General features: G+C 68.0%; 28 protein-coding genes and 1 pseudogene. 10 read left to right on the top strand and 19 right to left on the bottom strand.

The features are described from left to right. Positions 1–32 precede the first annotated feature (32 nt). From AB0H43_RS26810 to AB0H43_RS26795, 4 genes are all read right to left on the bottom strand, one after another. Entirely contained in the window at positions 33–509 is a 477-nt protein-coding gene (locus tag AB0H43_RS26810; protein WP_360003596.1) for a GNAT family N-acetyltransferase, read from the bottom strand. Continuing rightward, positions 506–1,183 (bottom strand): GNAT family N-acetyltransferase, encoded by a 678-nt coding sequence (locus AB0H43_RS26805; RefSeq protein ID WP_360003594.1) that lies wholly within the window; start codon positions 1,181–1,183, stop codon positions 506–508. Before AB0H43_RS26805 ends, AB0H43_RS26810 begins: the two co-directional genes overlap by 4 nt. A 340-nt stretch (positions 1,184–1,523) precedes the next feature. Next, complete coding sequence (locus tag AB0H43_RS26800) at positions 1,524–2,303, bottom strand: ABC transporter permease (RefSeq protein ID WP_360003591.1); 780 nt, start codon at positions 2,301–2,303, stop codon at positions 1,524–1,526. After that, positions 2,296–3,228: an ABC transporter ATP-binding protein gene (locus AB0H43_RS26795; protein WP_360003589.1), complete on the bottom strand. Its 933-nt coding sequence runs from the start codon at positions 3,226–3,228 to the stop codon at positions 2,296–2,298. The genes AB0H43_RS26800 and AB0H43_RS26795 overlap by 8 nt, the downstream gene beginning before the upstream one ends. A 424-nt stretch (positions 3,229–3,652) precedes the next feature. Between AB0H43_RS26795 and AB0H43_RS26790 the strand changes: the two genes are divergently transcribed. Next, positions 3,653–4,165 (top strand): hypothetical protein, encoded by a 513-nt coding sequence (locus tag AB0H43_RS26790; RefSeq protein WP_360003587.1) that lies wholly within the window; start codon positions 3,653–3,655, stop codon positions 4,163–4,165. A 167-nt stretch (positions 4,166–4,332) separates the two neighbouring features. Here AB0H43_RS26790 and AB0H43_RS26785 read toward each other — a convergent pair whose 3' ends face one another. Beyond that, positions 4,333–4,662 (bottom strand): STAS domain-containing protein, encoded by a 330-nt coding sequence (locus AB0H43_RS26785; protein ID WP_360003585.1) that lies wholly within the window; start codon positions 4,660–4,662, stop codon positions 4,333–4,335. 218 nt (positions 4,663–4,880) lie between these two features. Between AB0H43_RS26785 and AB0H43_RS26780 the strand changes: the two genes are divergently transcribed. Then, on the top strand, positions 4,881–5,150 hold the full coding sequence (locus tag AB0H43_RS26780) for a hypothetical protein (RefSeq protein WP_360003583.1): 270 nt from the start codon (positions 4,881–4,883) through the stop codon (positions 5,148–5,150). 333 nt (positions 5,151–5,483) lie between these two features. Beyond that, a complete protein-coding gene (locus AB0H43_RS26775; RefSeq protein ID WP_360003580.1) occupies positions 5,484–5,783 on the top strand; it encodes a hypothetical protein in 300 nt (99 codons plus the stop codon). Positions 5,784–6,151: 368 nt separating this feature from the next. On the opposite strand, the gene AB0H43_RS26770 is transcribed toward AB0H43_RS26775, so the two are convergent. The 3 genes from AB0H43_RS26770 to AB0H43_RS26760 form a co-directional block, all read right to left on the bottom strand. Then, positions 6,152–8,014, bottom strand: a complete 1,863-nt coding sequence (locus tag AB0H43_RS26770) for a hypothetical protein (RefSeq protein ID WP_360003578.1) — start codon at positions 8,012–8,014, stop codon at positions 6,152–6,154. 160 nt (positions 8,015–8,174) lie between these two features. Then, entirely contained in the window at positions 8,175–8,876 is a 702-nt protein-coding gene (locus AB0H43_RS26765) for a hypothetical protein (RefSeq protein WP_360003575.1), read from the bottom strand. Positions 8,877–9,196: 320 nt separating this feature from the next. Further along, the gene (locus AB0H43_RS26760) at positions 9,197–9,664 is read right to left on the bottom strand and encodes a hypothetical protein (protein ID WP_360003573.1); all 468 of its coding nucleotides are present in this window, start codon (positions 9,662–9,664) and stop codon (positions 9,197–9,199) included. Between the two features lie 10 nt (positions 9,665–9,674). Here AB0H43_RS26760 and AB0H43_RS26755 point away from each other — a divergent pair, with 10 nt between their 5' ends. Next, entirely contained in the window at positions 9,675–10,745 is a 1,071-nt protein-coding gene (locus tag AB0H43_RS26755) for a transposase (RefSeq protein WP_360003571.1), read from the top strand. Positions 10,746–10,852: 107 nt separating this feature from the next. On the opposite strand, the gene AB0H43_RS26750 is transcribed toward AB0H43_RS26755, so the two are convergent. The 4 genes from AB0H43_RS26750 to AB0H43_RS26735 form a co-directional block, all read right to left on the bottom strand. Continuing rightward, entirely contained in the window at positions 10,853–11,209 is a 357-nt protein-coding gene (locus AB0H43_RS26750; protein WP_360003569.1) for a VOC family protein, read from the bottom strand. Positions 11,210–11,644: 435 nt separating this feature from the next. After that, positions 11,645–11,905: a Prokaryotic metallothionein gene (locus AB0H43_RS26745; RefSeq protein ID WP_360003830.1), complete on the bottom strand. Its 261-nt coding sequence runs from the start codon at positions 11,903–11,905 to the stop codon at positions 11,645–11,647. A 219-nt stretch (positions 11,906–12,124) separates the two neighbouring features. Then, positions 12,125–12,571 carry a YbhB/YbcL family Raf kinase inhibitor-like protein gene (locus AB0H43_RS26740; RefSeq protein WP_360003828.1) on the bottom strand — a complete coding sequence of 149 codons (447 nt, stop codon included), beginning with the start codon at positions 12,569–12,571 and terminating at the stop codon, positions 12,125–12,127. A gap of 387 nt (positions 12,572–12,958) precedes the next feature. Continuing rightward, a complete protein-coding gene (locus AB0H43_RS26735) occupies positions 12,959–14,926 on the bottom strand; it encodes a GGDEF domain-containing phosphodiesterase (RefSeq protein WP_360003567.1) in 1,968 nt (655 codons plus the stop codon). Between the two features lie 596 nt (positions 14,927–15,522). Here AB0H43_RS26735 and AB0H43_RS26730 point away from each other — a divergent pair. The 4 genes from AB0H43_RS26730 to AB0H43_RS26715 are packed head-to-tail and all read left to right on the top strand — an operon-like array spanning position 15,523 to position 19,241. Beyond that, the gene (locus AB0H43_RS26730; RefSeq protein WP_360003565.1) at positions 15,523–16,356 is read left to right on the top strand and encodes a DUF6597 domain-containing transcriptional factor; all 834 of its coding nucleotides are present in this window, start codon (positions 15,523–15,525) and stop codon (positions 16,354–16,356) included. 54 nt (positions 16,357–16,410) lie between these two features. Next, positions 16,411–17,700 (top strand): FAD-dependent oxidoreductase, encoded by a 1,290-nt coding sequence (locus AB0H43_RS26725; protein WP_360003563.1) that lies wholly within the window; start codon positions 16,411–16,413, stop codon positions 17,698–17,700. A gap of 18 nt (positions 17,701–17,718) precedes the next feature. After that, the gene (locus AB0H43_RS26720) at positions 17,719–18,324 is read left to right on the top strand and encodes a dihydrofolate reductase family protein (RefSeq protein ID WP_360003561.1); all 606 of its coding nucleotides are present in this window, start codon (positions 17,719–17,721) and stop codon (positions 18,322–18,324) included. After that, positions 18,321–19,241 (top strand): NAD(P)-dependent oxidoreductase, encoded by a 921-nt coding sequence (locus tag AB0H43_RS26715; RefSeq protein ID WP_360003559.1) that lies wholly within the window; start codon positions 18,321–18,323, stop codon positions 19,239–19,241. The genes AB0H43_RS26720 and AB0H43_RS26715 overlap by 4 nt, the downstream gene beginning before the upstream one ends. Positions 19,242–19,351: 110 nt before the next feature. Here AB0H43_RS26715 and AB0H43_RS26710 read toward each other — a convergent pair whose 3' ends face one another. From AB0H43_RS26710 to AB0H43_RS26690, 5 genes are all read right to left on the bottom strand, one after another. Continuing rightward, the gene (locus AB0H43_RS26710) at positions 19,352–20,260 is read right to left on the bottom strand and encodes an alpha/beta hydrolase (protein WP_360003557.1); all 909 of its coding nucleotides are present in this window, start codon (positions 20,258–20,260) and stop codon (positions 19,352–19,354) included. After that, positions 20,260–20,910: a VC0807 family protein gene (locus tag AB0H43_RS26705; protein ID WP_360003555.1), complete on the bottom strand. Its 651-nt coding sequence runs from the start codon at positions 20,908–20,910 to the stop codon at positions 20,260–20,262. Before AB0H43_RS26705 ends, AB0H43_RS26710 begins: the two co-directional genes overlap by 1 nt. A gap of 47 nt (positions 20,911–20,957) precedes the next feature. Beyond that, positions 20,958–21,602 carry a TetR family transcriptional regulator gene (locus AB0H43_RS26700; protein WP_360003554.1) on the bottom strand — a complete coding sequence of 215 codons (645 nt, stop codon included), beginning with the start codon at positions 21,600–21,602 and terminating at the stop codon, positions 20,958–20,960. Between the two features lie 309 nt (positions 21,603–21,911). Then, positions 21,912–22,358: a hypothetical protein gene (locus tag AB0H43_RS26695; protein WP_360003552.1), complete on the bottom strand. Its 447-nt coding sequence runs from the start codon at positions 22,356–22,358 to the stop codon at positions 21,912–21,914. Positions 22,359–22,899: 541 nt separating this feature from the next. Then, positions 22,900–23,697: a hypothetical protein gene (locus AB0H43_RS26690; RefSeq protein ID WP_360003550.1), complete on the bottom strand. Its 798-nt coding sequence runs from the start codon at positions 23,695–23,697 to the stop codon at positions 22,900–22,902. Between the two features lie 164 nt (positions 23,698–23,861). Here AB0H43_RS26690 and AB0H43_RS26685 point away from each other — a divergent pair. Beyond that, a pseudogene (locus AB0H43_RS26685) lies at positions 23,862–24,023 on the top strand (GNAT family protein); the annotation flags it as partial. A gap of 49 nt (positions 24,024–24,072) precedes the next feature. On the opposite strand, the gene AB0H43_RS26680 reads toward AB0H43_RS26685, so the two are convergent. Then, positions 24,073–24,366 carry a DUF1330 domain-containing protein gene (locus tag AB0H43_RS26680; RefSeq protein ID WP_360003548.1) on the bottom strand — a complete coding sequence of 98 codons (294 nt, stop codon included), beginning with the start codon at positions 24,364–24,366 and terminating at the stop codon, positions 24,073–24,075. A 187-nt stretch (positions 24,367–24,553) separates the two neighbouring features. Here AB0H43_RS26680 and AB0H43_RS26675 point away from each other — a divergent pair, with 187 nt between their 5' ends. Next, a complete protein-coding gene (locus AB0H43_RS26675) occupies positions 24,554–25,456 on the top strand; it encodes a LysR family transcriptional regulator (RefSeq protein WP_360003546.1) in 903 nt (300 codons plus the stop codon). A 69-nt stretch (positions 25,457–25,525) separates the two neighbouring features. Here the strand turns inward: AB0H43_RS26675 and AB0H43_RS26670 are convergent, their stop codons facing one another. Then, positions 25,526–26,494, bottom strand: a complete 969-nt coding sequence (locus tag AB0H43_RS26670) for an acetylxylan esterase (RefSeq protein WP_360003545.1) — start codon at positions 26,492–26,494, stop codon at positions 25,526–25,528. Positions 26,495–26,684: the final 190 nt, after the last annotated feature.

Genomic DNA, 26,684 nt, shown 5'->3' with positions numbered 1-26,684 from the left:
GATGCGTCGTCGCCGCCCGCCGCTGCTCAACGTCAGGCCAGGCGCTGATCCATCCAGACCATGTCGCGCACCGGGATCCCGTTGTCCTGCAGATCATCGGGGTAGCCGCGGGCCAGGTTGAAGTAGTCGCGTTCGATGTCACGCAACCGGAACCCTGCCTTCTGATAGAAGGCCAGTTCGCCGACACCCGCGCTGGCCGTGCCGACCACCGCCGACCGCACGCCGCGGGCGCGCAGGTCCGCCAGGACTGCGGCCAGCATCCGCCGGCCGATCCCCTGACGCTGCAGCGCGGTTTGGACCGCGACCGCCTTCAACTCCACCTCGTCGCCTGCGGCCAGCACCAGCACGACACCGAGCGGTATGCCGTCGGCGCCGTCGAAGACGTACAGATCACCGCGCTGGTAGTAGCCGCGGACTTGGTCGGGTGAATCGTCTGCCAGGTCGAGCAGGGCAAGATACGCGTCGCGGTGCGCGCCGGGCGCCACGATTCGCAGCCGTTCGCCGGTCACTGGCGTGTCCACTCCTGCCACTGCCCCAATGGTGTGAAACCGTGCTGCAGGTAGAGGTGATCGGCCATCGGGGTGGACTGCAGCGTTGCCGTACGCGCGCCCCAGCGCCGAGCATCGGCCAACGCTGCGGTCAGGACGGCTGTCGCCAGGCCCCGCCTGCGGGCGTGCGGCTGGGTGTGCACCATCGACACGTACACGTCGTGATCGTCGTCTTGCAGGACGAGGCCGGATTCGTAGCCGGCGGTGGCATATGCGCGTAGCCGCGGCACGTCGTGTAGCAGCTGCGGCGGGACGTCAATCAGGTCGGCAAAGCGGTCCAGGTCGGCCTCGATGATGGTGCGCTGTTCCGGTTCGGGCACGTCGTGGAGTTGACGCAGCATGGGGCGGGTGGTCTCGCTGTGGGCGTAGCCGTGGGCGGCGATGGCCGCGGCGATGTCGGTCGCGTCGTCCAGGCACCACAGCGCGTGCGGACGATCCGAGAACATCGCGACAGCCGCTGCGACCGCGTCGGGCGCGAGAATCACCGCGTTGTTGAGGTAGACGTACGGATCGGGGAACCGCGCGGCGACGTAGTCGGGTTGGACGGTGACCGATGCCCCGGTCTTGTTCGCCGCCAGGCCCTGCCATGAGGCGGTCAGGCTGCGCAGGTATCGGCCGAATTCGGCTTCGTACATCCTCGCCCCCTTTTGCGGTCTTCGTATCATCGCAGCGCGCGTGTCGGCACCGATATTCCGCGGAGGCGAGCTGGTCAGCGGGACGCCTACCCCGGAGCCGAGGGCACCGGGCGGCGCCTTTGTCCGTAGTCCGCCGGTGGTGCTCGGCGGGCCCGTGGGCAGTGGCGTGCCGGCCGCGTTGCGGGCCGGACTGCCGACCTGGGACTTCAGGGTGGGTGCCCGGCCACACGAACGCCGCGTGCTCGAGCGGGAGCTCGTCGGTCACGGCATGACCTCGGGGTGGTGTCGCAACGTTCCGGCCCGATCATGAATCGCCGCGCCGGTCGTGGTCGGATCTGTGTCATCTGGCCTGGTCGGCGTCGCGCCACCACCAGACGGTGGCGGCGACGCCGGCAATTCCGACGACGCCGACGAGGGCGAAGCCGACCGGGCCGACCGCGGGTTTGCCGTCACCCGCGATGCCGCTGTAAATCCCGGGCACCGACCAGGGGAAGACGTGTCCGTAGCCGAGTGCGGCGACGATCTGGGCGAGGAAGACGATCACGAACATGACGCCGACCGCCGCCAGGTAGCCGCGCCCGGCGCTGGCCGCCCAGGCCAGCACCGACACCAGCAGCCAGGTCATCAGCGCCGTCAGCAGGATGCGACCCAGACCCTCCGCCGCCGTGGTGGCCGACCAGTCCGGCAGGCTCAGCGCCGCGCCGACGCCGAGCCCGAGCAGGAACGTCTCCAGTGCGAGCAACAGGCACCACACCGCGGTGACGGCGAACTTGGCAGCCACGATCGTGGTGCGGGCAGTCGGCAGGGCAAGCAGATCTTTGGCGGTGTGGTCGCTGAATTCGCGGCCGAAGATCCAGATCACGGTGACACCGAAGATCATCACCCCGCCCACCGCGGTGGTCTGGGCCAAAAGCGCCAGGTAGCCGGGCCAGTCGGCGACAGCGCCGGACAGCTCGGCCTTGGTTCCCAGCAGGCCCAGATCCCGTGCACGCTGTGGGTCCTTCAGGATGAACATGAACATGCCGGCCACAGCCGTCGTCACTGCGAACGCCGCCGCGGTCACCGCCGGCAGCCGCGAACGACGCGCTTTGCGGACCTCAACCGCCCAGGCCTCACGCATGCTCCACCCCGACGGTACGCAGAAAGTACGTCTCCAGATCCTCACGCTCCACGACCAGCCGCGTCGGCGGGCACCCCGCCGCCACCAGCGCCACCGCGACGTCCTCCGGATGGTCGACCGCCGTGGTGTCCGTGCAGGTCAGATCTTCACCCTCGGCGCGTACGGTGTATCCGGCGGTCGTCAACGCACCGGCGGCCGCCGCCACGTCGCGCGCGCCGATCGACAACTGGCGGCGCACGCGACCCGCCAGATCAGCCGCCGCGAACTCCTCCTGCAGCCGTCCGGCGTGGATGATCCCGATCCGGGTGGCCAACCGGGCCACTTCTGCCAGCACATGGCTGGACAGGAACACCGTCGTCCCGTCGGCGGCCAGGTCGAGCAGCAGCTGCCGGATCTCGACCACCCCAGCCGGGTCGAGGCCGTTGGCAGGCTCGTCGAGGATGAGCAGCCGCGGGGAGTGCAGCAGCGCCTTGGCCAGCCCGAGTCGCTGCGTGTTACCCAGCGACAGCGTCCGGGCGCGACGATCGGCGTACTCGGCCAGGCCCAGCCGTTCGATCGCGGCACCGACCACGCCACGGTCGCCGATGCGCCGCAGCCGGCGTACGGCATCAAGATTTTCCCGGACCGTCAGCTCCGGATACGCCGCCGGTGTCTCCACCAGGTAGCCCACGTCGCCCCAGATCTCGTGCGATCGGGCCGAGACGCGCGTGCCCAAGACGCGGACATGGCCGCCGCTCGGCCGGATCATGCCCAGCAGCATCCGGATCAGCGTGGTCTTCCCTGCACCGTTGAGCCCCAGCAGCGCATAGATCTCGCCGGACGTCACTGTCAGGGTGACCCGGTCGACGGCAAGCACATCCCGATAGCTCTTGCTGACATCCTCGACGGCTATGACCTGCCCCGTGACGGTGGGCCGACTCCGCATAGCCCTCATTCCCTCATGTGCGTAGGCAGATGACGGTCTCTGCGATCACGATACCGGTGGCGCGCCCGCGAGCCCTTCGCTGCGACCGTGGCCAACGCTTGCGGCCGAACGATGTGTCGTGACCCGGGCAACCGAGGAACGACGCATCGTCGATCAGGTGGGTTACGCCGTGCAGCGCCGTCGGCGACTCACCGGCCAGAACAGGTCGGCCCGTGGTCTGGACCGGCCATGCCCCACGGCGGCGCGGTCCCGATCTTCCCGCGCTTGCGGCCGACCGCATGGGCGCGGCTAGCCGGCCCTGCGGGACCTTCGTCCTTGTGTCAAGAGGGCTTGAGTCGTTTTGCCGCGGCTGACGCATGTCCCCACAGTGGACCCGTTCACCCACCGGAGCAGCCCAGACTCCGGTCGACCTCGAGGAGGACCCATGCGACGCACCATCATGATCGCCGTCGCGGCCGCCGCCGCCATCCTGGCTGTCGCGGCACCCGCCGCAGCCGTCGTCACATTCGATGCGGCCACCGGCACCGGCTTCGTCGGCAAGGGCGACGTCCAGCTGGCGTTCGGCTGGAACAACGCCACCCTGCAGGCCAACGCCGCCGGTGTCAGCTTCAGCTACACGGCGACCGACAGCTACGACGCGGTCTGCACCTGGATCACCGGCGAAGGCACCCGAGGCGAGAAGACCCACAACGTCACCCACAGCACGACGACCGAGGTCGCCGGACAGGTCACCTACGACGCACGCACCCACAAGCAGATCGACGGTTTCCAGCTCACCGGTTACGGCACGGTCATCGAGTCCGGTGAGATCCCAGTGGTCGGCGGAGCCTGCCCCGGCAACGAGGGCACCGACGGAACCTGGAGCAGCGTCACGCAGACCGGCAGCTCCGCCGGCCTCTACACCACCTACGGCACGACCACAGTCCCGCTCGGCTGACCAGCCGCTCGTGCAGGGCCGCACCGCAGACACCTTCTGCGGTTCTTCTGACGCGATCAGTTCGTGCTGCGGTGGCCCGCAGCACGGACTGATGCGGTGCTCGGGAGCCAGAGCGGCCGAGTCGTGATCGGCGCTGGCGGCCGCCGCGCACTGGGGCCTGGGTTACCTCAGAAGTCGGCCTGCTGCACGGAACTGCGTTGAGGTTCGTCCATGAGTTCGGTCAGGACTCCGGTGATCGCCAGGACCCGGTGCACCATGTTGTGCGGGTTGCTCACGCGCAGGACGACGCCGTGCTCGCTCGCCCAGCTCTTGACGTCCATCAAGGCATGGATACCCATGGAGTCCAGGAACGTCAGCTGATCCAGGTCGAGCGTGATCCGATCGATGTCACCGCGGGTGACCACGTCGCGTACGGCCACGGCGAGCTGCTCGCTGCTGGTGAGGTCGATCTCCCCGGCGACGGCGAGCACGCCGGAGCCGCCAGAACATGAACTCATCGATATCGACACCGCTGGGCGCTGATCCATGGTCTCCCTCCCGCGTGGCCCTCCAGGCGGACCGCCTCCGCCTTACGACTATTTTCCGCCTGTTGACGGCCTTTTACCTAGCATCTCGAGTTTGAGGTTGTCACATCGTTCACCCGGTACGGTGGCTGCACCAAGACATCGACGGCCATACCGTTGAGAGCATGGTTAACAAGGTTCGGCGTTGGCCGGTGTACCGGCTGCATCTGGCAGGACTGCGGATGACTGCGGCCGGTGTGCTCACGTCTGCGGCGGCCGCCGGCGTCGGATACCTCGGCTGCTGGATACCGGCGGTGGTCGGAATCTGGCTTGCCTTCGTGGCGATCTTCTACGGCCTCACGTTGATGGCCACCACGGCCCACACAATCCGCACCGCCCGTAGCGACATCGCGCTGACGACCTTGTTGCGCACTGCTGCACGAGACGTCGTCGCCGGGCCGCACCGTTCAAGTGAACGCTGAACGTCCGGCGGACCCGCGACGATCGATCCTCAGGCTCGCCCGGCCTTCGCTCGCGCCACCGTTTGGCAGCCAGTATCCCGGCTGCGGCGCGAACATCCGGGCTTTAGCGCGACTGAACGTTCCTGCCTAGCACGCGCGCCAGGCGGATCTGCATTGATGCGGCCACCGCCCAGGTTCCGAACCGGGCCTGCTGGCATCGAGATATCGAAGGGCTCCCGAAGTTCGGTGTCTCGGACGGACCGGCCGCCATCACCCACGAGCCGGGGAGTTCGAACGGCGACAGGAGCAGCCTGGAAGTGGCCCAATTCCGCCCCTCAGTAGGTGGTGGCTGACGTGGGCGAACGCCACGATGAGGCTGCAGCGGCATCGCGGGACAAGGCAGGTCGAAGGATGGAATGGGATCGACGGTCGTTGGAGAGGCACTTCGCCGAGCGGTTCCCGGACGAGTGGCGGCGCGCCGGCATGATTCCGGGTCTTCGGCAGCAGGTCGTCGATGCGCTGGGGCGACCCGTTGACACGATCGAACGCAACATGGAGTCCATGGGTTGCCTCCTCGGCCACGGCCGTGTCATGACCGACGAGCAGTGGCGCGCGTGGGCTCGAGCGGCGTTCGCACAGTGTTCCGGAGGCTGACGCGGCCGCTTTCATGGCGGCGCGCCGGGACCCGTACTTCACGGTCTTTACACCCGATGGCAATGGCTTCGCGGTCGGCAGGTCGAGCAGCGGCTCACGATGACTGCCGAACGGTCGGGGTGCCGGCAGCCGGCTATCAGCCAGCAGAAGTGGATCAGATTGAGGACGTCGGCGCCGCCGGACGTAGGCACAGATCCCGCCACGCCCACGAGCGGGTCGGTCGGGCCAAACTACCTGCCGACACGCTGGGTCTGGCCACCCCCGGATCCGTCGTCAGGTCGCACGGCTACCAGGTCCGCAGCGTAGGCCCGCGTTCAGCGGGCGGTTGCGCCAACGGCGACCTGGGCGGCTTGTATCCGCGGCCGCGATCAGTTGACGGCCAGAACCACCACGCGGTCCTCGGGCGAGAAGGACAGCAGGATGGTCGGATCCGGGTTGAGGACGACTCCGTACTCGGGTGCGCGGTGCGCCTGGTCGTTGCGACGATAGCCGATAGCTGTCTGGCCGCGGCGGCGAGCGGCCTCGATGACGGTCGCGAAGGTTGCCGGCGTATCGGTTCGCAGGTAGTCGCCTGCCGGCTTCAGGTATATGTCGGACCCCTCGGGGTCGAACAGTTCGGCGAAGATCGCCGCCAGATGATGATTGCGAGCCAGTTGGGCCAGTAGCAGACTGATCATCTTGGTGCTGACCACGAAATCGTCGGCGCGGGTGACCTGGGCCAGACCTCGGTTGGCGTCGTCGCTGATCTCCCCCACGATCGCATACGTGTGGCCGTGGCGTTGTTTGAGGTCGCGTAGGTGCAGCAGGGTCGTCAGGGTGCGGGCGTCGGCGTGCTCGTCATCGACTGCATCGTCGGCGAGGACCACCACGTGCTGGAAGTGGCCCGGCGACAGCGCTTCGAGGTCCGGTCTGCTGGCCGGGTCGCAACCCACGGTTGTGACGCCGATGCTGGTGAACTGCCCGAGCAGGGCGGCGCTGTCGGCGGAAAGCCGTTGGGCGGCCACGGTGATCGCACAGCCAGCAGGCAGGTATTGGTCCAGCAGGCGCAGGATCGTCGGCCCGTGGGCGTTCCAGCCCAAGATCAGGGTCGCGTCCACCGGTTCCGGGGTGATCGGCTTGCTGGCGATCGCCTCGGCGGTGATGCGGGCTGGCATCGAGGCACGCTGGATGTGCGCCTTGCTCACGGCCAGCATGATCAGCTCGTCGCCATCGCGCAGCAGCGTATGCGGTGCCGGGTTGACGACTACTTCCCCTGCCGCATCACGAATCCCGAACACGGTGGCGGTCGCGTACTCGGTCAACACCTCGCCGTAGGTGCGTCCGGTCAGGTCGGGCTCGGCCCGGGTGTGGATCTCTTCGCCGACGAAGCCGAGCAGATCTGTGCATACCGCGGACAGGCCAGGATGCCGGCGTGATTGCACGATCAGCCGGGCCGTCACGTCCTCGGCGTCGACGAAGGTCACGTCGGGGCCGGCCAACCTGGCAGCGGCCAGGTTCGTGGAGTCGGCGATGGCTGCGACGACCGGTGGCCGGCCGTCGGACCATTCGCGGTGGTTGAGGGCCAGCACCATCTTCATCACCTGCAGGTCGGGGTCGGCGACGTCCGGGGTGGGGATGATGACGACAGCCGCCGTGTCCGGGCGAATGATCTCTAAATCGAGTGGTGCGGCCGGGTTGCCAGTTCGGCAGACGACCCGCAGCCGGGCTGACCGGCCGATCCGGGTTCGGATCTCGTCTTCCATGGCGATCTTGTCCCGGTCCGCGAGGATCGCGACGCACACATCACGACCGCCGCTGGCCTGCTCGAGTTCGGCGACGATCGTGAACAGGCTCGGCGACCAACCCAGAATGACGGTATGGTCCTGCTCGACCACCAGGGACTTACCTTTACGCAGCAAGGCCAGCCGAGCGTCCAAGCCGCTGGACAGGACCCCGACCAGCGAGCTGACGATGAAGATGCCGCCCACTGTGACCAGCAGCATCAAGGCCAGGAACGGGGCGGTGCCCTGATCGCCGCCCATGGTGCCCGGATCGAGTGTGCGCAGCAGGCTGCGCCACAAGGCGTCGGATGTGTCGGTGACATCCCGGGGTGCGAACAGCATGACGAGCCCGGTCACCGAGACCACGAGAAGCAAGGATGCAAGCGCGAGCAGTCCGATCAACGCCGGCGTGCCGCGCGACATGGTGTTGTCGAACCGGTACCGCCATCGCTGCCGCGCCGTAACCCGCACGATGCCTCCCCGGCTCAATGAGTCGCGTCGGACCCGTGCGGGAATGATGCCAGACCACCCGCGATCGGATCAGTCGCGTTCCCCGCCGGCGACCTACGTGAGAGCTACAGGGCGGCGCCGTCAGTCGCCGTTTGGTGGGACCACAGAACGTGCACGCCGACTAACCGGCGGTGGGACCGATCACGGCGTCGCGGAGATAGCGTCGAGCGACCCACACGGCCAGCTCCGGCTGGGGTGCGTAAGCCTTCAAGGGGTTACCGCGCTTGCCCTTGCGCAGGGCTTGCTCGGTCCAGCGGCCGGGCACGCCGCCGCAGCGTTCGGCGACTCCGCTGGTGCTGATGATGATTTCGATGCTGTTCGGGGTGGCCGTAACGGAGCGAATGGATGACCACGGCAGGCGCAGACCGGCAGCCGGCAGCCAGATTCCAGATGCGTCGATGCAGGCCCCGGTGAAGCCGGCCGCCTCTGGTCCGAAGCCGAACAGGCACCCAAGCCCCAGCGAACCGATGACCACAGGACAGACCCAAGCACCGGTTGGGGCCCAGAATGGCAGTGAGGCGAGCGCGGCGAGATAGGGAGGCACTATCACCGCCATCAGCCGCAGGGGTCTGCGGTATCCGAAACAGATACTGTCGGGAACGTCGGATGCGGGTTCGTCCGTAATCGCGCCGATCGAGTCATGGATCAGGCGAGCGCCACGGCGGCTCGCAACGAACATGGCTACCAAGAACCCGACCGCGATTATCAGTCCGCCGAGGACGATCGTCGCGTCGTCCTCGGCGATCCATCCGGCCGTGGCCGCGACGTAACCGCCTCCGACGAAACCGACGATCGACAGCCCGGCACCCCCCAGCATCCACATCGACAGACGCTGTAACCTTCGGCCGCACGCGAGCGTCTCGGATGGTGCCGCCATCGTCGCCCCCGTTCGGCATGATTGCCGCCATCCTGCCGTCGAGGACGGGTGTATGCAACGCCACCCGCTCCACCGCTCATGGTAGTGCAACGGGTCTTCGGCGCGGCTCGCGCGGAGATAAGAAGATCCTTCAACCGACGGTCATGAGATCCGATAGACCTCCAGCCCGTTGTTGAACTCCACCCGCGCACCCGAACACCCGAACCAGGTCGATCCTCTGGCTCCGCGTATCCCCGGTTATTGTGCTGCCGCGCCGCGCGTTGTTCCTATGGCAGTCCCGTATCCGTGGAGCGCGCGGCGCGCTGGGTCCTGCGGGGCTGTCGTTCCTGGAGTCGAGGCCGCTGGGCGGAGTGTGGCTGCTCGATGGCCTGTGGGCCCAGCTGGGCATCGACAAGCTCGCGCGAGACATGGTCAACACTCGCCGTCGTGAGGTCGACGTCGAACGGGTGCTGTTCGCGCTGGTCGCCAACCGAGCGCTCAAGCCGTCGAGCAAGCTGGCGGCATCGGAGTGGGTCTGCCACGACGTGCATCTGCCCGGCCTGCCGTCGGTCACCGACGATGCCTGCTACCGGGCGATGGACGACCTGATCGGTGTCGAACCGGCGCTGACCCGGGCGATCTACGACAGCATCGCCGACCTGCTCAACCTCGAAGTCGATCTGCTGTTCTTCGACACGACCAGCACCTACTTCGAACTCGACGAGGCCGACGACCTGCTCTGGCGCGACGACCAAGGGCAACGTCGTGGCCGATGGCGACCCGGCCGCGGTCAAGCAGGCCGGGTTCCGCACCCACGGCAAGAGCAAGGACCACCGCGACGACCTGCCCCAGGTCGTGGTCGGGATGGCCGTCACCCGCACCGGCATCCCCGTGCGGGTCTGGTGCTGGCCCGGCAACACCGGCGACTCCGCGCTGATCCGCCAGGTCAAGACCGAGATACGCGAGTGGAACCTCGCCCGCATCGTCTGGGTCGCCGACCGCGGCTTCGCCTCCGCCGAGAACCGCCGCTTCCTGCAGCAGGGCGCAGGCGGCTACATCCTCGGCGAGAAGCTGCGCGCCGGCACCACCGAAGCCCACGCCGCCCTGGCCCGGCAGGGACGCTACGCCACCGTCGCCGACAACCTGCAGGTCAAAGAAGTCAACATCGGCGCCGACGACCGGTTCGTGATCTGCTACAACCCCGACGCCGCTCAACGCGACGCCGCCGTGCGCGAGCGGCTGATCGCCCAGCTCACCGGCAAGATCGACGGTTCGGACAAGCTGAAAGCCACCAAGCGCGCCGAACTGCGCGGGGTGATCTCCACCAAGCCGGGCCTGAACCGCTACCTGCGCGTCACCCCCAAGGGCCTGCTGCGCGTCGACGCCGCCGCCATCAAGGCCGAGCAGCGCCTGGACGGCAAGTACCTGCTGCCCTGCTCCGACCCGAAACTCAGCGCCGAGGACATCGCGCTGGGCTACAAGCAGCTACTGGAGATCGAGCGGGGCTGGCGCGACATGAAGACCACCCTGGACCTGCGGCCGGTGTTCCACCGCCGCGAGGACCGCATCCGCGCCCACATCCTGCTGTGCTGGCTGGCGATGCTGCTCATCCGCGTCGCCGAGACCACCACCGGCCACACCTGGGCCAAGATCCGCGCCGACGTCGAGCGGCTGCACATCGGCGTGTTCACCGGCCCCGCCGGCACGTTCTGCCAGCGCACCGAGCTGTCCCAGCCCCAGAAGGCCCTGTTTGCCAAGCTGAAGGTCGCCGAGCCGCCCCGCGTCATCGACGCGATTACCCGCAACCGCCTGACCAGCCCGAATACCGCGGCCTAGTGACACGCCTCGTCACCGGGCCTACCCGTGTTTGCCCAGCTCAAGCCCCCAGATTCGCGTTGTTCGTCGACGAGGTCCGGTCCTTCTTCCGGCTGGTCCGCTGATGGTCACCCGTACTCAGTAAGCGGCTGGCTAAAAATCAACAAATGTCCATCGGGTGTCCGTACGTTGAAGTCGCGCATCCCGTAGGGCCGGTCAGCCAGTGGCTCGACGATGTCGGCGCCGCGGGCGCGCAGCTCGTCGTGGCAGGAATCGACGTCGTCGACGACAACCGCCACCCTGGCCGGGCTGAAGCTGCCTTCGGCGTACAGGTGGAACTCGGCGGTGTCGCGGACCACGGCCGCATAGGTGGGTGGGGTCTCCCAGGTGAATATGGTGTCGAACCCGAGCACGTCCGTGAAGTACGACCGCGCTGCCTCCACATCTCGGCACGGCAGCACGGGAACCGCCACCCGCATGACCATTCCGTCACCTTACCGGACTACATCGAAGCGAAGCTGCGGAACGCAGGAGGGTTGGGCGCATTGAAAGGTTCACACCCTTGACGGATCGCCGTGTATGGATGCAATGTCATGCCACTTTCCGTTGACAGCCCACCCCCGAAGGGGTTCACGAATGCGAAGTGTCATAGCCCTGTTCGCATCGATAGCGGCCTGCGCCAGCCTCACCGTGGTTCTGGCGGCCGAGCCCGCTCAGGCCGCACCGCCGCGCGCCGACAGCAAGGACAACGCGGTCATCTTCGTTCACGGGTTCGCCGCCACCGACGGGTACGACTGCACCGGATACTGGTCCTCTCTGGGCGCCCACTTCCGGGACAACGGCTGGACCGGTCAGCTGATGACGTTCGGCTACTACGGCGGAGATTCCCGATGCGTTAGCGACTGCCAGTGGGCTCTACGTCAGCCGGCCGGGTTTCCGACCGCGTCGCGGAGCTGCTGGCCTTTCGATTCGTCGACCGCGCGGGCGCAGTGTGCAGAGCAGAAGAATCGGCCGTTGATCTCCACGCCATGGCCGATGATCCGGCAGCCGCAGTGTTCGCACACCGGTGCGAGCTTCGTGATCGCGCACTCGAACGAGTCGAACAGGTGCACTCCTCCGCCGGCGGTCCGTATTTCGAAGACGCCCCAGTACTCGTTTCCGCAGACTTCGCATTTGCGCATGGTCATCACCACAGTGCTTTCGTTAGCCGCGACCGACGGGATGGCACGGGTTCTGGGCACGGATTGGCATCAGTAGCCGTACCCATCGCCTGCGGCCATAACCCTGGCCCGCGGACCTGTCCGCAAGCGGCACGTCGGCAGCTTGGGAGCTCTATTGGGCCGAAGCTTCACATCTGCGGCGGGCCGCGGTCTGCAGCCGGCCGGACATGGCCGGCGACCTCAGTCGGCGTAAAGCCCGGTCAGGGTTTGTGCCGCGATTTCGTGGCCTTCAACGGCACGGCGGACGTCACCGCCGCTGGGCGCCTGCGGCAGGTTCGGTGGCTCGCTGAGGGCGTAGAGCCGGAACACGTAGCGGTGCGGCGAGTCGCCGCTGGGCGGTTGTGGGCCTGACCATCCGGTGTCGCCGAAGCCGTTGACCCAGGCTCGGCCGCCGGGCGGCAATTGGCCCTCGGCGACGTGCGAGACCGACGGCGGGATTCCGGTGACCAGCAAGTGCACGAATTCGTCGGCGTCGGCGTCCTCGCAGAGCAGCAGAAGCTCTTCGGTGTCCTGCGGGACTCCGGTCCATTCCAGTGGCGGCGACAGGTTGCCACCCCTTCGGGAAAACCTGTTCGGCAACTGCTCGTCATCCTGGAAAGCTGGGCTCATGAGCTGAATTGCCGGCATGATGCGCACCTCCTGGTCGACAGCATTTGATTCCGGCTCGCCTGTGCGGCTACCCGCCGCTGGCCAGCCGAAACGGTCGCCGGCGTGCCAGGAACCCCCTTCGCTTGAAGACGCTGAGATGCAGCGTCCACAGCGACACCTGCTCGCTCATGTGGCCTGCGTCTCTAGTCGGCCATGCCGGGCACTACGTGATGCATTGGCCCGGAAAGCATCTGAAGTCCCCTGCGATGCGTTGTCGCGAGCTTCAGCGTTGTACAGGTGCACCTCACAGGGAGGGACGGTAGCCGGCGCACCTGTGACCCGCGGTGGTTCGACGGCATCGCGCTGAACTGCTGGCACAGAGCCGTACTTGTCGCCGGGCTGGCCGCAGAGCGCGGGTCATTTGGCTTACGCCTGGCGTTGTCTGGCGTTGTCGGAGTGCCGGCGCCGGCGCCAGTCGTGGAGGTCTTCGGCGGTCATCGGGCGGCCGTAGTGCCAGCCTTGGGCGATGGTGCCGGGGAGCGTGGCGAGAGCGTCGGCGGTGCGCTGGTCTTCGACACCCTCGGCTACCACGTCGACGTCGAGCGCGCGGGTGAGTTGGTGCACGCTGGTGACGATTGCCCTGTCGGCCGGATTGTCGACCATGCCTTTGATGTAGGAACTGTCGACCTTGACCTCGGTGAGCGGCAGCAGGCGCAGTTGTTGCAAGGAGGCGTAGCCGGTGCCGAAGTCGTCGAGGGAAAGCCCGGTGCCTTGTCGGGCGAGGGCGTGGGCGACGCTGGTGACACGCGGCAGGTCGGAGATCAGCATGCGTTCGGTGAGTTCGACGATGAGCTGCCGGGGTGCGATGCCATGCCGCTGGACCAGGTCGGCGAGTTCGTCCAGGAAACGCGGTTCGTGCAGGTCCTGGGCGCTGACGTTGACCGATACCCGTATCGGCTCTCCCTGGTCGTTCCATCGCCGGACTTGTACCGCAGCGGTTTCGAGCACGTGCTTGGTCAACATGTGCATGACTTCGCTGGCCTCGATGGCTTCGATCAGTTCATCGGTGCGTATCGGCCCCCAGCGCGGGTGAGTCCATCGCACCAGGGCTTCCACGGCGACGAGGCGGCCGGTGTCGATGTGGATCTGGGGCTGGTAGAGGACGGTGATCTCCCGACGGCGGGTGGGGTCGTCCAGCACGGTCCGCAGCTCCCGCAGCAGTGTGATGCGCCGTTCGGCCTGTTCGGCCGCTTCGCGGACATACAGGACTGCGCGGCGTTGGCTGGCCCGGGCTTCATGTGCGGCCAGCTCAGCCTTCATCAGCAGGGTGCGCAGCTCCCGGCCGTGCATAGGGGAAAGCGCCACCCCGCCGGCCGGGTCGAGCGCGAAGGGAATGTTATCGACTTCGACATGCGGTTCGAGCAGCGCGACTGCGGCCTCGGCGTCGGCGATGGCGTCGGGTTCGGTCAGGTCGGGCACGAGGATGACGACGCCTTCGCTGGACAGCAGTGCGGCACGGTCCTCGCCGTAGGCGTCGACGAGCCGGCGGGAGGCCACGCCGATGACCTTCTCGTAGAGCTCGCGGCCAAGGGCCCGGTTGATTTCCAGCACCGACTCGACGTTGACGAAGATGATGCCGAACGGTCGCGATTCTCCCGGGCTTGGGTGGTCGCGCGTGGTGACGGCCCGCACGCCTTCGATCAGTCCTTGCCGGTTGAGCAGCCCGCTGATCGGCTCGCGCCCGAGCCGCTGCTGGTAGCGCAGCTGTTCGCGACTGAGCTGATTCCATACCATCAGCGGTGCCGCGATCAGTAGTGGCCACCAGCCCGGCACGGTGGTCAGGAAAGGTGCCACCACCAGCACCGCCGCAGCGGTGCTGGCAAGATCTGGGCGCAGCGCGGCCCATGCGTGGCCAAAACTGTGCAGGCTTGTCGTCAGCCGGCCGGCTGCCAGCAGGCCGTAGCTGACTGCGAGCCACACCGCGGCCAGCAGGGTGAACTCGAGTACGTCTGTTCCGGTGAGCCCGCTGCCCTGAGTGGTGATAGGGCGGAGTCCGGTGAGAATGACCACCAGTTCGGCTGCTGCTGTGGCCAGGATGAGACGGGAGACGAAAAGCATGCTGAATCGGGCACTATAACGCTGCCCGATCACCGTCACCACCGCGGCGATAGCCTGCACGGCGATCGCGGGACCCGCCCCGTACAACACCAAGATCGCGAATGTGAAGCAGACCGACAGCGTCGAACGGACACGCAGGTCCTGCTTGCCCGTCACCCCGAACAGCGGAATATCCACGATCATGGCGGCCAGCGCCATCGCCCAGAATCCGGCCGGCGCGCCGGGTAGCGACCGAATAGCCGAGGGTAATGCCGCCACCAGGACCCCGACGGCCATCGCCGCGACGGACCACAGGACCCATCGCCTCAATCGCAACCAGGCCCAGCCCTGACGCAGCTGTACGGCGCTTTGCGGTACGGTTCGCACCGCATATCCGCTACCCAAAGTTTGCAGCTCATTAACGCTATTCTGCCGAGTACCACATGGCTGCCTTGCTGGTCTTGCGGCGGAAATGCGGGTTTCTGGTCGAGGCCGCGAGGGCGCGGGCATCCGGCTGGGCGGCCACGGCGCTACAGCATCGCCCGATCGTCCGGCTTGGGCTGGTGCCGGCCGAGGCCATCCCGCTCGGCACGGCCGAACCGGAGGTGGCATCCGCGCTGTGCCCGTAACGGGCCGCTGCCATCGCCGGTTGCGGTTTTCACCTCACCGGCGGTGGCGGAACATTGCGCCCTCATCCAGACGCCGATCGTCGGCCGGTTCCTCGACTACTGCCGTTCGCCGCCGACTGCCCCAAATGATGGTCGTGATGATCAGGCCCAGGGCGCCGGCACGGATGAGGCGGAGCGAAAGTTCCTTGCCGAGCAGCTCGACGGGTAGGCCTCCATCGGTGGAGACATAGGCGAGGCGCGCGGCGCCCTGCCAGGATGGACGCGATGGATTCGTATGTCGAGGTTCCGCCCGTACCTGAGCTGACGCAGGTGGTGCGCACGGTCTGGATTCAGCGGACCGGTGCCCAACCGTACGTGCAGCGGCACCTGCCCACCGGCGGAGTGGAGATCCACTTCCCGATCGGCGGCCGTCCACAGCTGGTCGGCCCGTTGACCGGTCCGGAGGTGGAGGTCATTCCAGCGCGTACCACAATTGTGGGCGTGCGGTTCCTGCCGGGGACCGCGCCGCCGCTGCCGACCGTGCTCGACGACCTCGTGGATCAGCGGCTGAGCCTGGCAGAGCTGTGGGGGCGGTCGGTGGACCGTCTGGTGGAAGTGATGGCCCTGGCCACGACGTCGCAGCAGGCGCTGGCACGCCTGCAGGCCCACCTGGTGCGGGAGTTCCGGGCTGCGGCGCACGTCGATCCGCTGGTACGCGAAGCCGTGCTGGGCCTGATGCCGTGGCGCCCGGTGAACATCGACGCGCTGGCCGGTGGGCTCGGATTGTCCGCCAGCCAGTTGCGCCGGCGCTGTCTGCAGGCGGTGGGGGTGAGCCCGAAGGTTCTGCAGCGCACGCTGCGTTTTCAGGGATTCCTCGCACTGGCGCAGGCTCGTGCGACGGCTTCGGGCAGGCCGGGCGCTGACGGCGTGGCGAGCCTGGCCGTCGACGTCGGGTACGCCGACCAGGCCCACCTGACCCGTGAATGCGTACGCCTGACGGGCCTGACGCCGGGCAGGCTCCTGGGCGGTGCGGTCGACCATTGCGCCTGCGGTCATGAGCATGCGGCCTCGTTCGCGCCTTTCCTCGCCACCCGAGCTCGGCTGGATCTGCGCCGCTGAGCGTGCGCGTTTCGTTCAAGAGTTGCCGGCCCACCTGCGCATAACGTCGATCCCGTGCCTGCTCTTGCCCTGGATGGTGACCTGTTCACGCCGGACTCGCCCGGCTACGACGCGATCTACCGCCCGGTCAACCCCGCGTTCGCACACGTGCGCCCGAACCTGGTGGTCCGGTGCCGTTCGGTGTCCGACGTCGTCCAGACCGTCCGGTACGCGACCGCTACCGGCCAGCGTCTCGTCCCTCGCGGCGGCGGTCACTGTTTCGCGGGCCGCTCGTCGACCGACGGCATTCTGCTCGACCTGTCGGGCCTGGCCGACGTAACTGTCGCAGCCGACGGGGTGGCCACCGTGGGCGCCGGCGCCCGCCTGCGCGAGGTGTACGCGTCGTTGCACCACCACGGTCTGACCCTGCCGGCCGGATGCGGTCCCACCGTCGGCATCGCCGGGCTCACCCTCGGCGGCGGCATCGGGCTACTCGGACGCATGTACGGGTTGACGTGCGATCGTCTCATCGGCGCGCAAGTCGTGCTCGCCGACGCAACCGTCGTGGAGTGTGACCGGGACCGTGAACCCGATCTGTTCTGGGCACTACGCGGCGCGGGTGGCGGCCAGTTCGGCGTGGTCACCTCACTACGGTTCGACACCGTCGCGGAGCCCCTGACCACCCGTATCGAGGCGCATTGGCCGCAGGTAGGGTTCGCGGACGTCATCGCCGCTTGGCAGGACTGGGCGCCGGACGCGCCCGACGAGGTGACCGTCAACCTGACCCTCGACTCCGAGCCGGGTGCACCGGTCCGGGCGACTCTCATCGGCGCCAGCACCTTCGACGAAGGACGCACGCGGGAGCTGTTGCGGCGGTTCACCGACCGCCCGTTCGAGTTGCACGCCGACCTGCCGTACCACCGTCTGAAGCAGACCTTCGCCGCCGCCGAGACGCCCGGGCGAACCCATCGCGCACGGTCGGAGTTCTTCGCCACCGGGTTGTCCGGTGGCACGCTCGCGTCGCTCGAAGACCAGTTCACCGCACCGCGTACCGGGGGCCGGCGGCAGCTGGCATTCACGGCGATGGGCGGCGCCTACTCCAGGATCGCCCCCGAGGCCACCGCGTTCGCCCATCGTGGCGAGCGGTTCCTGCTCGAACACATCGGCGATGCGCTAGATCCGTGGGTCGATCGTTCCTGGGCCATCGCCCACGCCGACGGGTCCGGGCGCGTCTACCCCAACTTTCCCGATCCCGCCCTCGACGACTGGGCCGCCGCGTACCACGCGGGCAATCACGCCCGGCTGGTCACGGTCAAGAACGCGTATGACCCGCACCGGTTCTTCGACTTCCCGCAAGCGATCTGACAGCAGCGAAGGAGCATCATGAGCAAGGTCTTCAGCGCCCACGCGGTCTCCGTGGACGGCTACATCAGCGGGCGGACACCCGACGGCGAGCAGGAGTTCGGCCGCGGCCTCGGCGACGCGCCCATGCTGTTCGACTGGTACGTCAACGGCGACACCCCCAGCCGCCTGTTCGACGGCTTCACCCTCGACGAGCCCAGCGCCCGGTTCTTCGACACCATCGCCGCCCGGGTCGGCGCCACAGTCGCCGGGCGCACCACCTACGAGCACTCCAGCCACTGGTCGGGTGGATCCCCGCACCCGACGGCGCCGCTGTTCGTGGTGAGCCATCGACCCGCACCCGACATCAGCGAGCGGCAGACCTTGATCAGCACCGGCGTCGCCGACGCCATCGCCGCGGCCCGCGAGGTCGCCGGGGACAAGGACGTGGCGTTGATGGGCGGCGGGCTGGTCTCCACGGCGCTCGCGGCGGGACTCGTCGACGAGCTCGTCCTGCACCAAGTGCCCATCCTGCTCGGCGGCGGCCTCAGCTTCTTCCGGGACCTGCCCGACCACGTACAGCTGCGGCTGCTGGAGGTCATCCCGGCGGCCGGCGTGACGCACCTGCACTACGAGGTGGTCCGATGATCCTCATCACCGGCGGGCTCGGCATGATCGGCGCCCACACCGCACGAGCGCTCGTCGACCTCGGGCACGATGTCGTCGTCACCTCCCACCGCCGGGCCGACGTCCCGTCCTTCCTGGCCGGCAAGGTCACCGTCGAACAGCTGGACGTCACCGACCGGGAAGCGTTCCTCGCCCTCGGCGACCGCCACCAGATCAGCGACATCGTCCACCTTGCGCGCAGCATTCCCGGCGACGATCCGGTCGCGTTCTTCCGCACCGACACCATCGGCTTGCTCAACGCGCTCGACGCCGCGCGTACCTGGGGTGTGCGCCGGTTCGCGGTCGCCAGCAGCCTCGGCGTCTACATCGGCCGGACGGAGATCCCCTGGTCCGAAAACCTCGCCCTGCCCACCGCCGAGGTCCCGCACCCGATCATCGCCTTCAAGAAGGCCGTCGAACCCCTCACAACCCACAGCCTTCGCGGCAGCGGCGTCCAGCCGATCATCCTGCGGATCGGCAGTGTATGGGGGCCGCTCATGGACCCGGAATCGCCGTTCAACCGCATCCCGCCCTACGTCAGCGCCGTCCTACGCGATGAGCAACCCGCTCCGTTGCACGCCGACGACGGCGGCGACAGCTGCTACGCCCCGGACGCCGGCCGGGCGATCGCCCTGCTGACAACCGCAGAAGCGTTGCAGTACGACACATACAACGTGTCCAGCGGCCAGTTGTCGACCAATCGCGACCTGGTGGAGGCCGTGCGGGCAGCGCTCCCGGGCCGCCGCCTCGAACTCCTGCCCGGTCGGCAGCACGGACCCGGCGCCGATGCCTACCTCGACATCAGCCGGCTGTCGTCGGAGACCGGCTTCGCGCCCGCCTTCGACAGTGTCACCGCGATCGCCGACTACGTGGCCTGGCGTACGGACAACCCGCGCTGAACCTGCTGGGCGTCGCGTCGATCCCCCCGGCCGAGCCCGTTGGCGGCCGCGCCAGCGAGGGTACGCCGGCCACGCGCATCGAGCGGGCGGCGGCACGCATGCCCTGATGGTCAGGCCGGCACACCCGGCTCGCACCGGGCTGAACGGACCAACAGCGACGCGATCTCTGCCGGCCGCAGGAGGTAACCGAGGTGACTGGAGTTCAGGGTGTGCACCCGGAACGGGTTATGCGGCACGGCCGCGTCCGCTTCGGCGATCATCCTGTCCTGCAGGGCCAACGGGATCGACTGGTCGTCGGTGAGCCGGACAAAAGTGTGCGGTACGCCGCCCCACCTGCCCGGGTCGATACGTGCGTCGGTGAAGGACAGCAGAGCGGACTCGTCAGGCTGGCAGCCGGCGATGAGCGCGCGTAGCTGCGCTGCGGTTCCATCGGCCAGAAAGGCGCGCTGCGCCCCAGCCAGGAACGCGGGATCGGCCGAGCGCCAGTTGGTCCGCAGGGCACCGGTCCGGGCCGGGTCGCCGACCTTCGGCACGGTGAGCACGGCGCTACTCCGGCCCTCCGGTGTCAGGTAGTAGTCGTACACGGTCGGCAGGTCGACGCAGCAGAACGCCGAGACGTACACGAGCTGCCCGATCAGCTCCGGTACGCGGTTGGCCACTCCGGTGATGCTGATACCGGCCAGGCTCTGCCCTACCAGGATCACCGGCCCGTGAACCGCGACACGGCGGACGACGCCGGTCAAGAAGTCCACCGTGGCGTCCAGGGTGATCCCGGCCATGAGCGACGGTTCTTCGGCGAACGCGGCAGCATCTTGCGGCGCCTGGTAGGACACCGGATATCCCGCCTGCAGCCCGTGGCCCGGCAGGTCCACGGCGACCGCGCGGTGACCGTGGGCCGCCAGTTCGAGAATGATGGGGTTCCACAGGCCGCCACTTCCGTTGGCTCCATGGACGAAGACGAACGTGGGAGGCTGCCGGTCGGCGGTGCCGGCATTGGGAGTCGCTCCTTCGGTGGTCATCAGGCCCTCAGGTTGCGCCGCTTGGTGTAGGCCAGGTGGAAGACGAATAGCGGCACGGCGATTGCCGGCCAGGTGAAGTTCATGGCCGCAGGTGCCACGTCGAGCGGCAGGGCGTAGGCGAACAGCACCTGCAGGACCGCGGTCAGCAGAAGTGCGATGCCCCAGACGGCTGTGAGCACTCGCAAACCGTGCCGGAATCCCGCCTCGTGATCCCAGCGCGCCGCCCATGTCCGCAGCCCGCCGGGGCCCGACTTGGCCAGCACGAATGACCGGAACACGACCATCAGCGCGGGCCGGCCCCGCAGGAGGGAACCGAGCATCCAGAGGCCGGCGATGCCGCCGACCATGCCGGTCCACGCCTCGCGTACAAGCATGGCTCGGGGGTCGCCGGTAAGCGCCGACAGCACCGCTCCCAGCGCGAAGACCGTGATGACGAACAGCGCGACGTAGTCGACCTGACGACGCTGAACGAATCGGTGGACGACGACACCCATCGGGATTACCGCCGAAGCGAGCAGCGCACCCCACTGGTTCACGCCGAGAAGGCGGGCTCCATAGTAGACGCCAAGCGGTGCGACCAAGTCCGTGAGCAGGGAACCGATCAGCGCCCGGCGGCTCGTTGCTGCCCTGCCCGGCGTCGCCGCTTCCACGATCGCCCTCGTGCCGTTCATGTCAGTACTGCTCGTATCAATGCCGCTCATGTCGGCTCCTTCCGGGTGGCCCGGTCGAACAGGGCGACCAACTCGCGGGCATAGGCGTCCAGGTCGAGGTCTGGCCGGGCCGTCAGCTCGCCGACGGCGGCGTCGATGGCGGCGCGCAGGGTCAAGGCCATCACCCGCGGATCGAAGGCCCGGAACTCCCCCACCTCCTGTCCTTGCCGGAACAGCTGCTCCAGCAGCGCGACCGGGGACGCGGAGTCCGGCTCAACCGCCGACACTCCGGGCTCCGGGCGCGTGTTCGCGGCTATCTCGAGAACAGCCCGGATGTGCGCCGGATGCGTACGAATGAAGTCCAGGTTGGACGTGATGTAGGTGGCCAGCATCGCCGACGGGCTCGTCTGCGCCTGCAGCAGCGGATGCATGTACGCAGCGGCGGCCCGCAGCGCCTCGTGAACCACCGCCCGGATCAGGTCCTCCTTGCCTTCGAAGTGATACGAGATGAGGCGGGTGCTGCTGATGCCGGCCCGCTGGGCGATCTGGGCGAAGGACGCCCGCGCGTAGCCGAGCTCGGCGATGCACTCGATCGCGGACTCGATGATCTGCGCGCGGCGGGCGGCGTTGGCCACGCTCTGACCTCCAGTCGCCGACGGCTCCCCGGCCGCCGCTGGCGCGTTTACTCGCATGAGTAAAACATTACTCATCCGAGTAAACATCGTCAAGCCGATGATCCAACTGGCGCTACCGAGATGCCAAAGAGTCCCTTGACATCTCGGGGAGCCGCAGAACGGCGGCTATTACCGAACGACGCCGAGCGTCGGTCCAGCGCGGTGACCCCGCACGCGAACCTGACCGGCCACCCGTGCTCCTCGTCGGCCTGTGGCTCAACGGCGGATAGGCCTGCCGGGGCCGCAGTCAGAACAGGAAGCGGTATGAGCGCACTGTCACCGCCGCGAGCATCAGCGGACCGCTCTCCAACCTAGGCGCCGCGCTAGTCAGAGAACGGTCTTGTCCGCCTGGCGTCGCGCCTCGTGGGTAGCCGGCATGTGCGAGCGGAACAGCCACGAATCGCTGTCACAGGTTCGGCAACTGCGGACCGCACCGAGCGACAGCCGCACGCCGTCGGCCCGGACCGTCGCCACATGGTGCGCCTCTTGCATGGGCCGACCGCAGCGCTGGCAATATTCGAGCATAAGGCGGATCGACGTGTACGCGTACACTGCGACGACATGCCGTATCACCGCGTAGCGTGACGGCGCCGGGCGCAAGCTCGGATTGCGCGGCGCTCCGCCGAATGGGCCGAGCTCGGCGTTGCTCACGGCGTTGCCGGCGATCAGGATGCGGCTGAAGCGGCGCCGGACGTTGGCCATCGTCCGAGACTGATGGCGTGCCAGCCATTCGCCGTCGGCTTCTACGCGCCAGGATTCGTCCTGTGCGGCCACACTTCGAGTCTGCCACGCGGCACACCTGCGCCGATAGCCCACACGTCTGGATGGGGCCTGTTGGCCGGGCAACGCGCGGCCGTCTCGCATGCGCGGACCCCAACCCGGCTGGGCGTCAGTGTGGCCGAGAAACCTGGGCTGCCGGCGTGCCGAGCTGCCTTCAGCCGGTTAGATCTTTCGCGCGACGGAGGATGGCCTCGGCCGCCTGGGTCGGGCTGAGGTGCGTGGTGTCCAGCAGGTGGGATCGGCCGAGATGTACATCGAGGTTGTGGCCATTGCGGCGAGGCGGCTCTGCGTCAGACATCTTGAGGCGTTTGGTGCGCTCCGCGGTGGTGACCCTGCGGGCCTGCTCCGCGGGATCGCAGGTCGGCATCATCGGGAGAAACACCGAGCCGCGGCAGCGGCGGCGCGCCTGATCCGGCCGTCCCAGTTGAACAACGCCAGCACCGGATGGTTGATCAGCTGGTTGTCCACGACGACTGCACTCATGCGGTGCTCGCTCTGTGGCGTGCATGGAGTCGGTGTGCCGTTCGGCTCGGACCTACTGGCTCGTGACAGTGTCGAGCTCTGTGAACAGGTCGTCGGGAACGCCTCGGCCGGCGCGGTCTGCCAGCTTGCGCCAGTAGACGCGGCCACAAGCCCAGGCGGCGGCGATGGCTGTGGCGATTGCCTGGGGGTCGGCCGCGGGGGCGATGGCGTGAATCGCGTGCACCAGGTCATCGCCGAGGTCGGTCTCCGCCTGTCGCGATGGTGTGAGCCAGTGCCCGGTTCGACCTTCGCCGAGGCGGGCCATCCACAGTAGGTACCTCTGGGTGTGCGACAACGCATCGATGGCGCGTAGCAGTTCGCCGCGTTGGGAGACGTGGTGAGCGAGGATGAGCCAGTTGGCGAACCGTCCGCAGAGTTCGTCGATCTCCTCGGCGCTGGTCGGCAGGCGAGGCCGATCAGGCAGCGATTCCAGGGCATCGCGCAGGGCGGCGGTGCGGTCGAGCACGATCATCTGGTCGGTGGGGGCGCTGCGCGCTGGCCAGGTCGCAACATTGGCGATATCGGCGGCGGTCGCGAAGTGGAACTCTCCCCGGATCAGATTCGGGAAGAACACCACATGCGAGCCGAACTCGTTGACGACCACGTGCCGCACCAACCCGATACGGTCGAGCCAGGCGCGATGGTCGACTGTCTGCGCGACCTCTGGGCGCAGGAACAGCCAGAATTCGATGTCGCTGTGCGCGTCGGCCTCGCCCTGAGCGAAGGAACCGTACGTCAGCGCGGCAACGAGACGTTCGTCGGCGTGGCAGAGTTCCCGGACCCGGGCGATCAGACGTTCCTGTATGAGCACCGTGTGACCCTAGCCGCCTCGAATAGTCTGCCGGGCACAGACGACTGGCTACGTCACCGATCGGTTGTGGTCCGTCGAGGTTGCCCCAACGACAATCGTCAAGATGTCCGATTGTCCCTATATGACCCCGAGGGTAGTTCGGCAAGCCGGCATCCGAGTCGACCATGCCCCGCACGGCGACACAACCGGCCATATCTCGACGGTGCTCCCTATGGGGGCAAGGCGTGGCCAGCCGGGCTCTCGAGCTGTTCCTGACTCAGGTGACCATCCGTCCCCTGTTCGCCCGCGCCGCCAGTGACAACGTGGGCTCGTTGCGCGTACTGGAGAAGGCCGGCTTCTGGGTGGTCGGCAGCGAGGTATCGCTGGGCCCGCCGGTCAGTCAATGCCTTCGACGATGCGGAAGTCGCGCTCCACGCCGGCAGGGAGGGCCACCAGCGCCTTCTGGTATGCCTCGCTCTCGTACGCTGCGACGGCCTGCTCAAGGCTGTCGAACTCAATCAGGACGACGCGTTGCGTGATCCCGGCCTCGCGGGCGACGACTCGACTGCCCCTGGACAGTAGACGCCCGCCCCCAGCCTGGACAGCCGGACGGGCCAGCTTGTCGTAAGCAGCCAGCCCTTCACGGTCGGAAATCGCGGGATAGACACTGACCCAGTAGCCCTTTGCCACGGAAACCTCCTGCGTTCGGCCGTTCACGTCCGGCTTCTACTTGACACTCAGATCGATCGATCCCGGCGACGGGTACTGCCGTCAGCGGAATCGCCATAGACGCAGGTTAGAGCTAGATCTGCGGTCAACGGAAAGATCGGTACGGGATAGACTCAGAACGGATCGCTATCAATCGGCGGGAGGGCACGTGGCGCCGGATACGGTGAGCCTGCGGTACTTCCTGGTCCTGGCGCAGGAGCTGAACTTCACCCGCGCGGCCGCCCGGATCGGCATCGCACAGCCCGCACTCAGCGCCCGAATGCGCCGCTTGGAGAAGGAACTCGGTACGGCCCTGCTGGTCCGCAACACGCGTACCGTCGTCCTGACCACGGCCGGCGCGGCTCTGGCGGAGTCCGCGCCGCCCGCGCTGGCGGCGCTGGACCGGGCATGGGACACCGCCCGCAGCGCCGCGGCCGGGCAACTGGGCACGCTGCTCATCGGATACAGCCTCAGCGCCGGGGCCGAGACGGCACCTGCTCTAGTGGACAGGCTGATTCGCAGCAACAGCGGACTCGAGGTCCGCGCGGTCCCGATGGCGACACCGGAGATCTCCCCCGCGGTCGCCGACGGCCGCATCGATGCCGGAATCACCCGCGGTGAACAGCCCGGCCGTGGCGTTCGCCGATTCCTGCTGCGGCGTGCGCGCATCGGGGTCCAACTCGCGCAGCACCATCCGCTGGCCGAACACCCGGAGATCGAGATAGCCGACGCGGCCGCCTATCCGCTGCGGCTCCCCGACCGTGCGGCCAACCCTGTGGTCCACGATCAGCTGTCCGCACTGTTCCGAGACACCCGGCCACACCCGCGGTTCCACACGCCCGCAGTCTCCTTCGACATGTCTCAGCACGACCTTCGCGACGGGGTCACCCTCGCCCCGGCCGGAGAAGCCGCAGTCACGGTACAACCGGCCGGTCTCACCTGGCGACCGCTGAGGGGCGCGCCCACCCTGGCGTTCCACCTGGTCCTCCCCCGCGAGCAGTCGCCGCTACACCGCCGCGTCCGTGCCGTCGCCAAGACCGTGGCGCACGAGCTGCACTGGCTGCCGGACTGATACGCAAGAGGCGACCCAGGCGCCCAATGACTAGGCATCGGGTCGACCACGTGGGTGGGCGGTGTCGTTTCATTCCTGGAGGAAATCCCTACGGGCGGCGTTCAGGGCGGACCGCTCCATGACGGCGTCAGGGTGGTCGAAATGGCCTGCGGTGAGCACGTGCAGGGTCTTCGGGCCGGCCAGCGCGTTGTAGACGGCGAACTGACCCGGTGGCGGGACGTGCGGATCGAACCGGGCGGCCGCGACGTGGGCTCGCTGGCGTACGCGTGTGGCCGCGGTCGCGGCGTCGAAGTAACGCAGAACCCGGATGACTTCAGGATGTTGGTGATGATGCCGGCGTACGGCGTCTCCGCTGCCGGTGCACGGCAGCGTCAGCCGCAGCGGGTGGTGACCGAAGCTGGGCACGCCGAGCGCCACCGCGTGGAAGCGGTCGTCGAAGGCGACGGCCATGGCCCCGATGCCGCCGCCGAAGCTGTCGCCGACGAACGCAAGCTGCTGGGCCACGGCTGGATGCGCACGTAGGAGGGTGGTGGCCGCGCACCAGACGTCGGCCACGCAGCCGCCGTGGATGTAGGTCTCCGCACTGTCGATGCCGTGGAGAACATGCCCGGCTCCGTTGTCGGGGACGCCAGGCAGGCGGCTGGCGGTGCCCAGTCCTCGTGCGCAGGGCCAGATCGCCGCGGTGCCAGGTGGTAGCAGCTCCGGTTCAGGTGCGGCCCGTCCACCATATCCGTGCAGGTAGACGGTTCCCCGAACGATCGGGCCGTCGGCGGGTGAGGTCAGCCAGCCACCGAGGCGTACGCCATCGGTCGACGTGTAGTGGATCGACTGGACCAGGTGCCCACCGACGCGGCTCGCCGGCCCAAGGGCCGGCGCGATGTCGACGGCGAGGGCGCGCCGATAGCAGGCAGTCCAGAAGTCGTCGAAGTCGGATGGCTCATCGGGTGGTGGGGCGATGGCGAGCAGGGTGTCGAGCGTGTGCCCGTAGGCCGGGTCGAAGGGCAGGTCGTGGTGCAGGCCGGGGGCTGTCGTGCTCATTGTGGACGCCTTCCGGAGTGATGCGGGCCGGGTGCGAGTCCGCTGGCCGTAAGGCGCGCACCCGGTGATCAGCTGATCGTGACAGGTGGCATCGAGGGTATAGGTGCTGCCCTTGCCGCCGGACGCAGGTGACGGCGCGCCCAGTACGCCGTCAGCGCAGATCGGCCGTCTCAAGTGCCGGACGTTCGCC

It is taken from the genome of Hamadaea sp. NPDC050747, from assembly GCF_040654195.1.
GTDB lineage: Bacteria > Actinomycetota > Actinomycetes > Mycobacteriales > Micromonosporaceae > Hamadaea.
The sequence above is the reverse complement of the archived record's forward strand: the minus strand, read 5'-3'. Positions and strand labels throughout refer to the sequence as shown.

Excerpts from the sequence above, each read along its gene's own strand:
- AB0H43_RS26800 (WP_360003591.1), bottom strand. The coding sequence starts at position 2,303 with ATGCGTGAGGCCTGGGCGGTTGAGGTCCGCAAAGCGCGTCGTTCGCGG.
- AB0H43_RS26720 (WP_360003561.1), top strand. The coding sequence starts at position 17,719 with ATGAGCAAGGTCTTCAGCGCCCACGCGGTCTCCGTGGACGGCTACATC.
- AB0H43_RS26715 (WP_360003559.1), top strand. The coding sequence starts at position 18,321 with ATGATCCTCATCACCGGCGGGCTCGGCATGATCGGCGCCCACACCGCA.
- AB0H43_RS26730 (WP_360003565.1), top strand. The coding sequence starts at position 15,523 with ATGGATTCGTATGTCGAGGTTCCGCCCGTACCTGAGCTGACGCAGGTG.
- AB0H43_RS26785 (WP_360003585.1), bottom strand. The coding sequence starts at position 4,662 with ATGAGTTCATGTTCTGGCGGCTCCGGCGTGCTCGCCGTCGCCGGGGAG.
- AB0H43_RS26670 (WP_360003545.1), bottom strand. The coding sequence starts at position 26,494 with ATGAGCACGACAGCCCCCGGCCTGCACCACGACCTGCCCTTCGACCCG.
- AB0H43_RS26750 (WP_360003569.1), bottom strand. The coding sequence starts at position 11,209 with ATGGTCATGCGGGTGGCGGTTCCCGTGCTGCCGTGCCGAGATGTGGAG.
- AB0H43_RS26765 (WP_360003575.1), bottom strand. The coding sequence starts at position 8,876 with ATGTGGATGCTGGGGGGTGCCGGGCTGTCGATCGTCGGTTTCGTCGGA.
- AB0H43_RS26740 (WP_360003828.1), bottom strand. The coding sequence starts at position 12,571 with ATGCCGGCAATTCAGCTCATGAGCCCAGCTTTCCAGGATGACGAGCAG.
- AB0H43_RS26790 (WP_360003587.1), top strand. The coding sequence starts at position 3,653 with ATGCGACGCACCATCATGATCGCCGTCGCGGCCGCCGCCGCCATCCTG.
- AB0H43_RS26735 (WP_360003567.1), bottom strand. The coding sequence starts at position 14,926 with ATGGCCGTCGGGGTCCTGGTGGCGGCATTACCCTCGGCTATTCGGTCG.
- AB0H43_RS26745 (WP_360003830.1), bottom strand. The coding sequence starts at position 11,905 with ATGCGCAAATGCGAAGTCTGCGGAAACGAGTACTGGGGCGTCTTCGAA.
- AB0H43_RS26795 (WP_360003589.1), bottom strand. The coding sequence starts at position 3,228 with ATGCGGAGTCGGCCCACCGTCACGGGGCAGGTCATAGCCGTCGAGGAT.
- AB0H43_RS26700 (WP_360003554.1), bottom strand. The coding sequence starts at position 21,602 with ATGCGAGTAAACGCGCCAGCGGCGGCCGGGGAGCCGTCGGCGACTGGA.
- AB0H43_RS26805 (WP_360003594.1), bottom strand. The coding sequence starts at position 1,183 with ATGTACGAAGCCGAATTCGGCCGATACCTGCGCAGCCTGACCGCCTCA.
- AB0H43_RS26710 (WP_360003557.1), bottom strand. The coding sequence starts at position 20,260 with ATGACCACCGAAGGAGCGACTCCCAATGCCGGCACCGCCGACCGGCAG.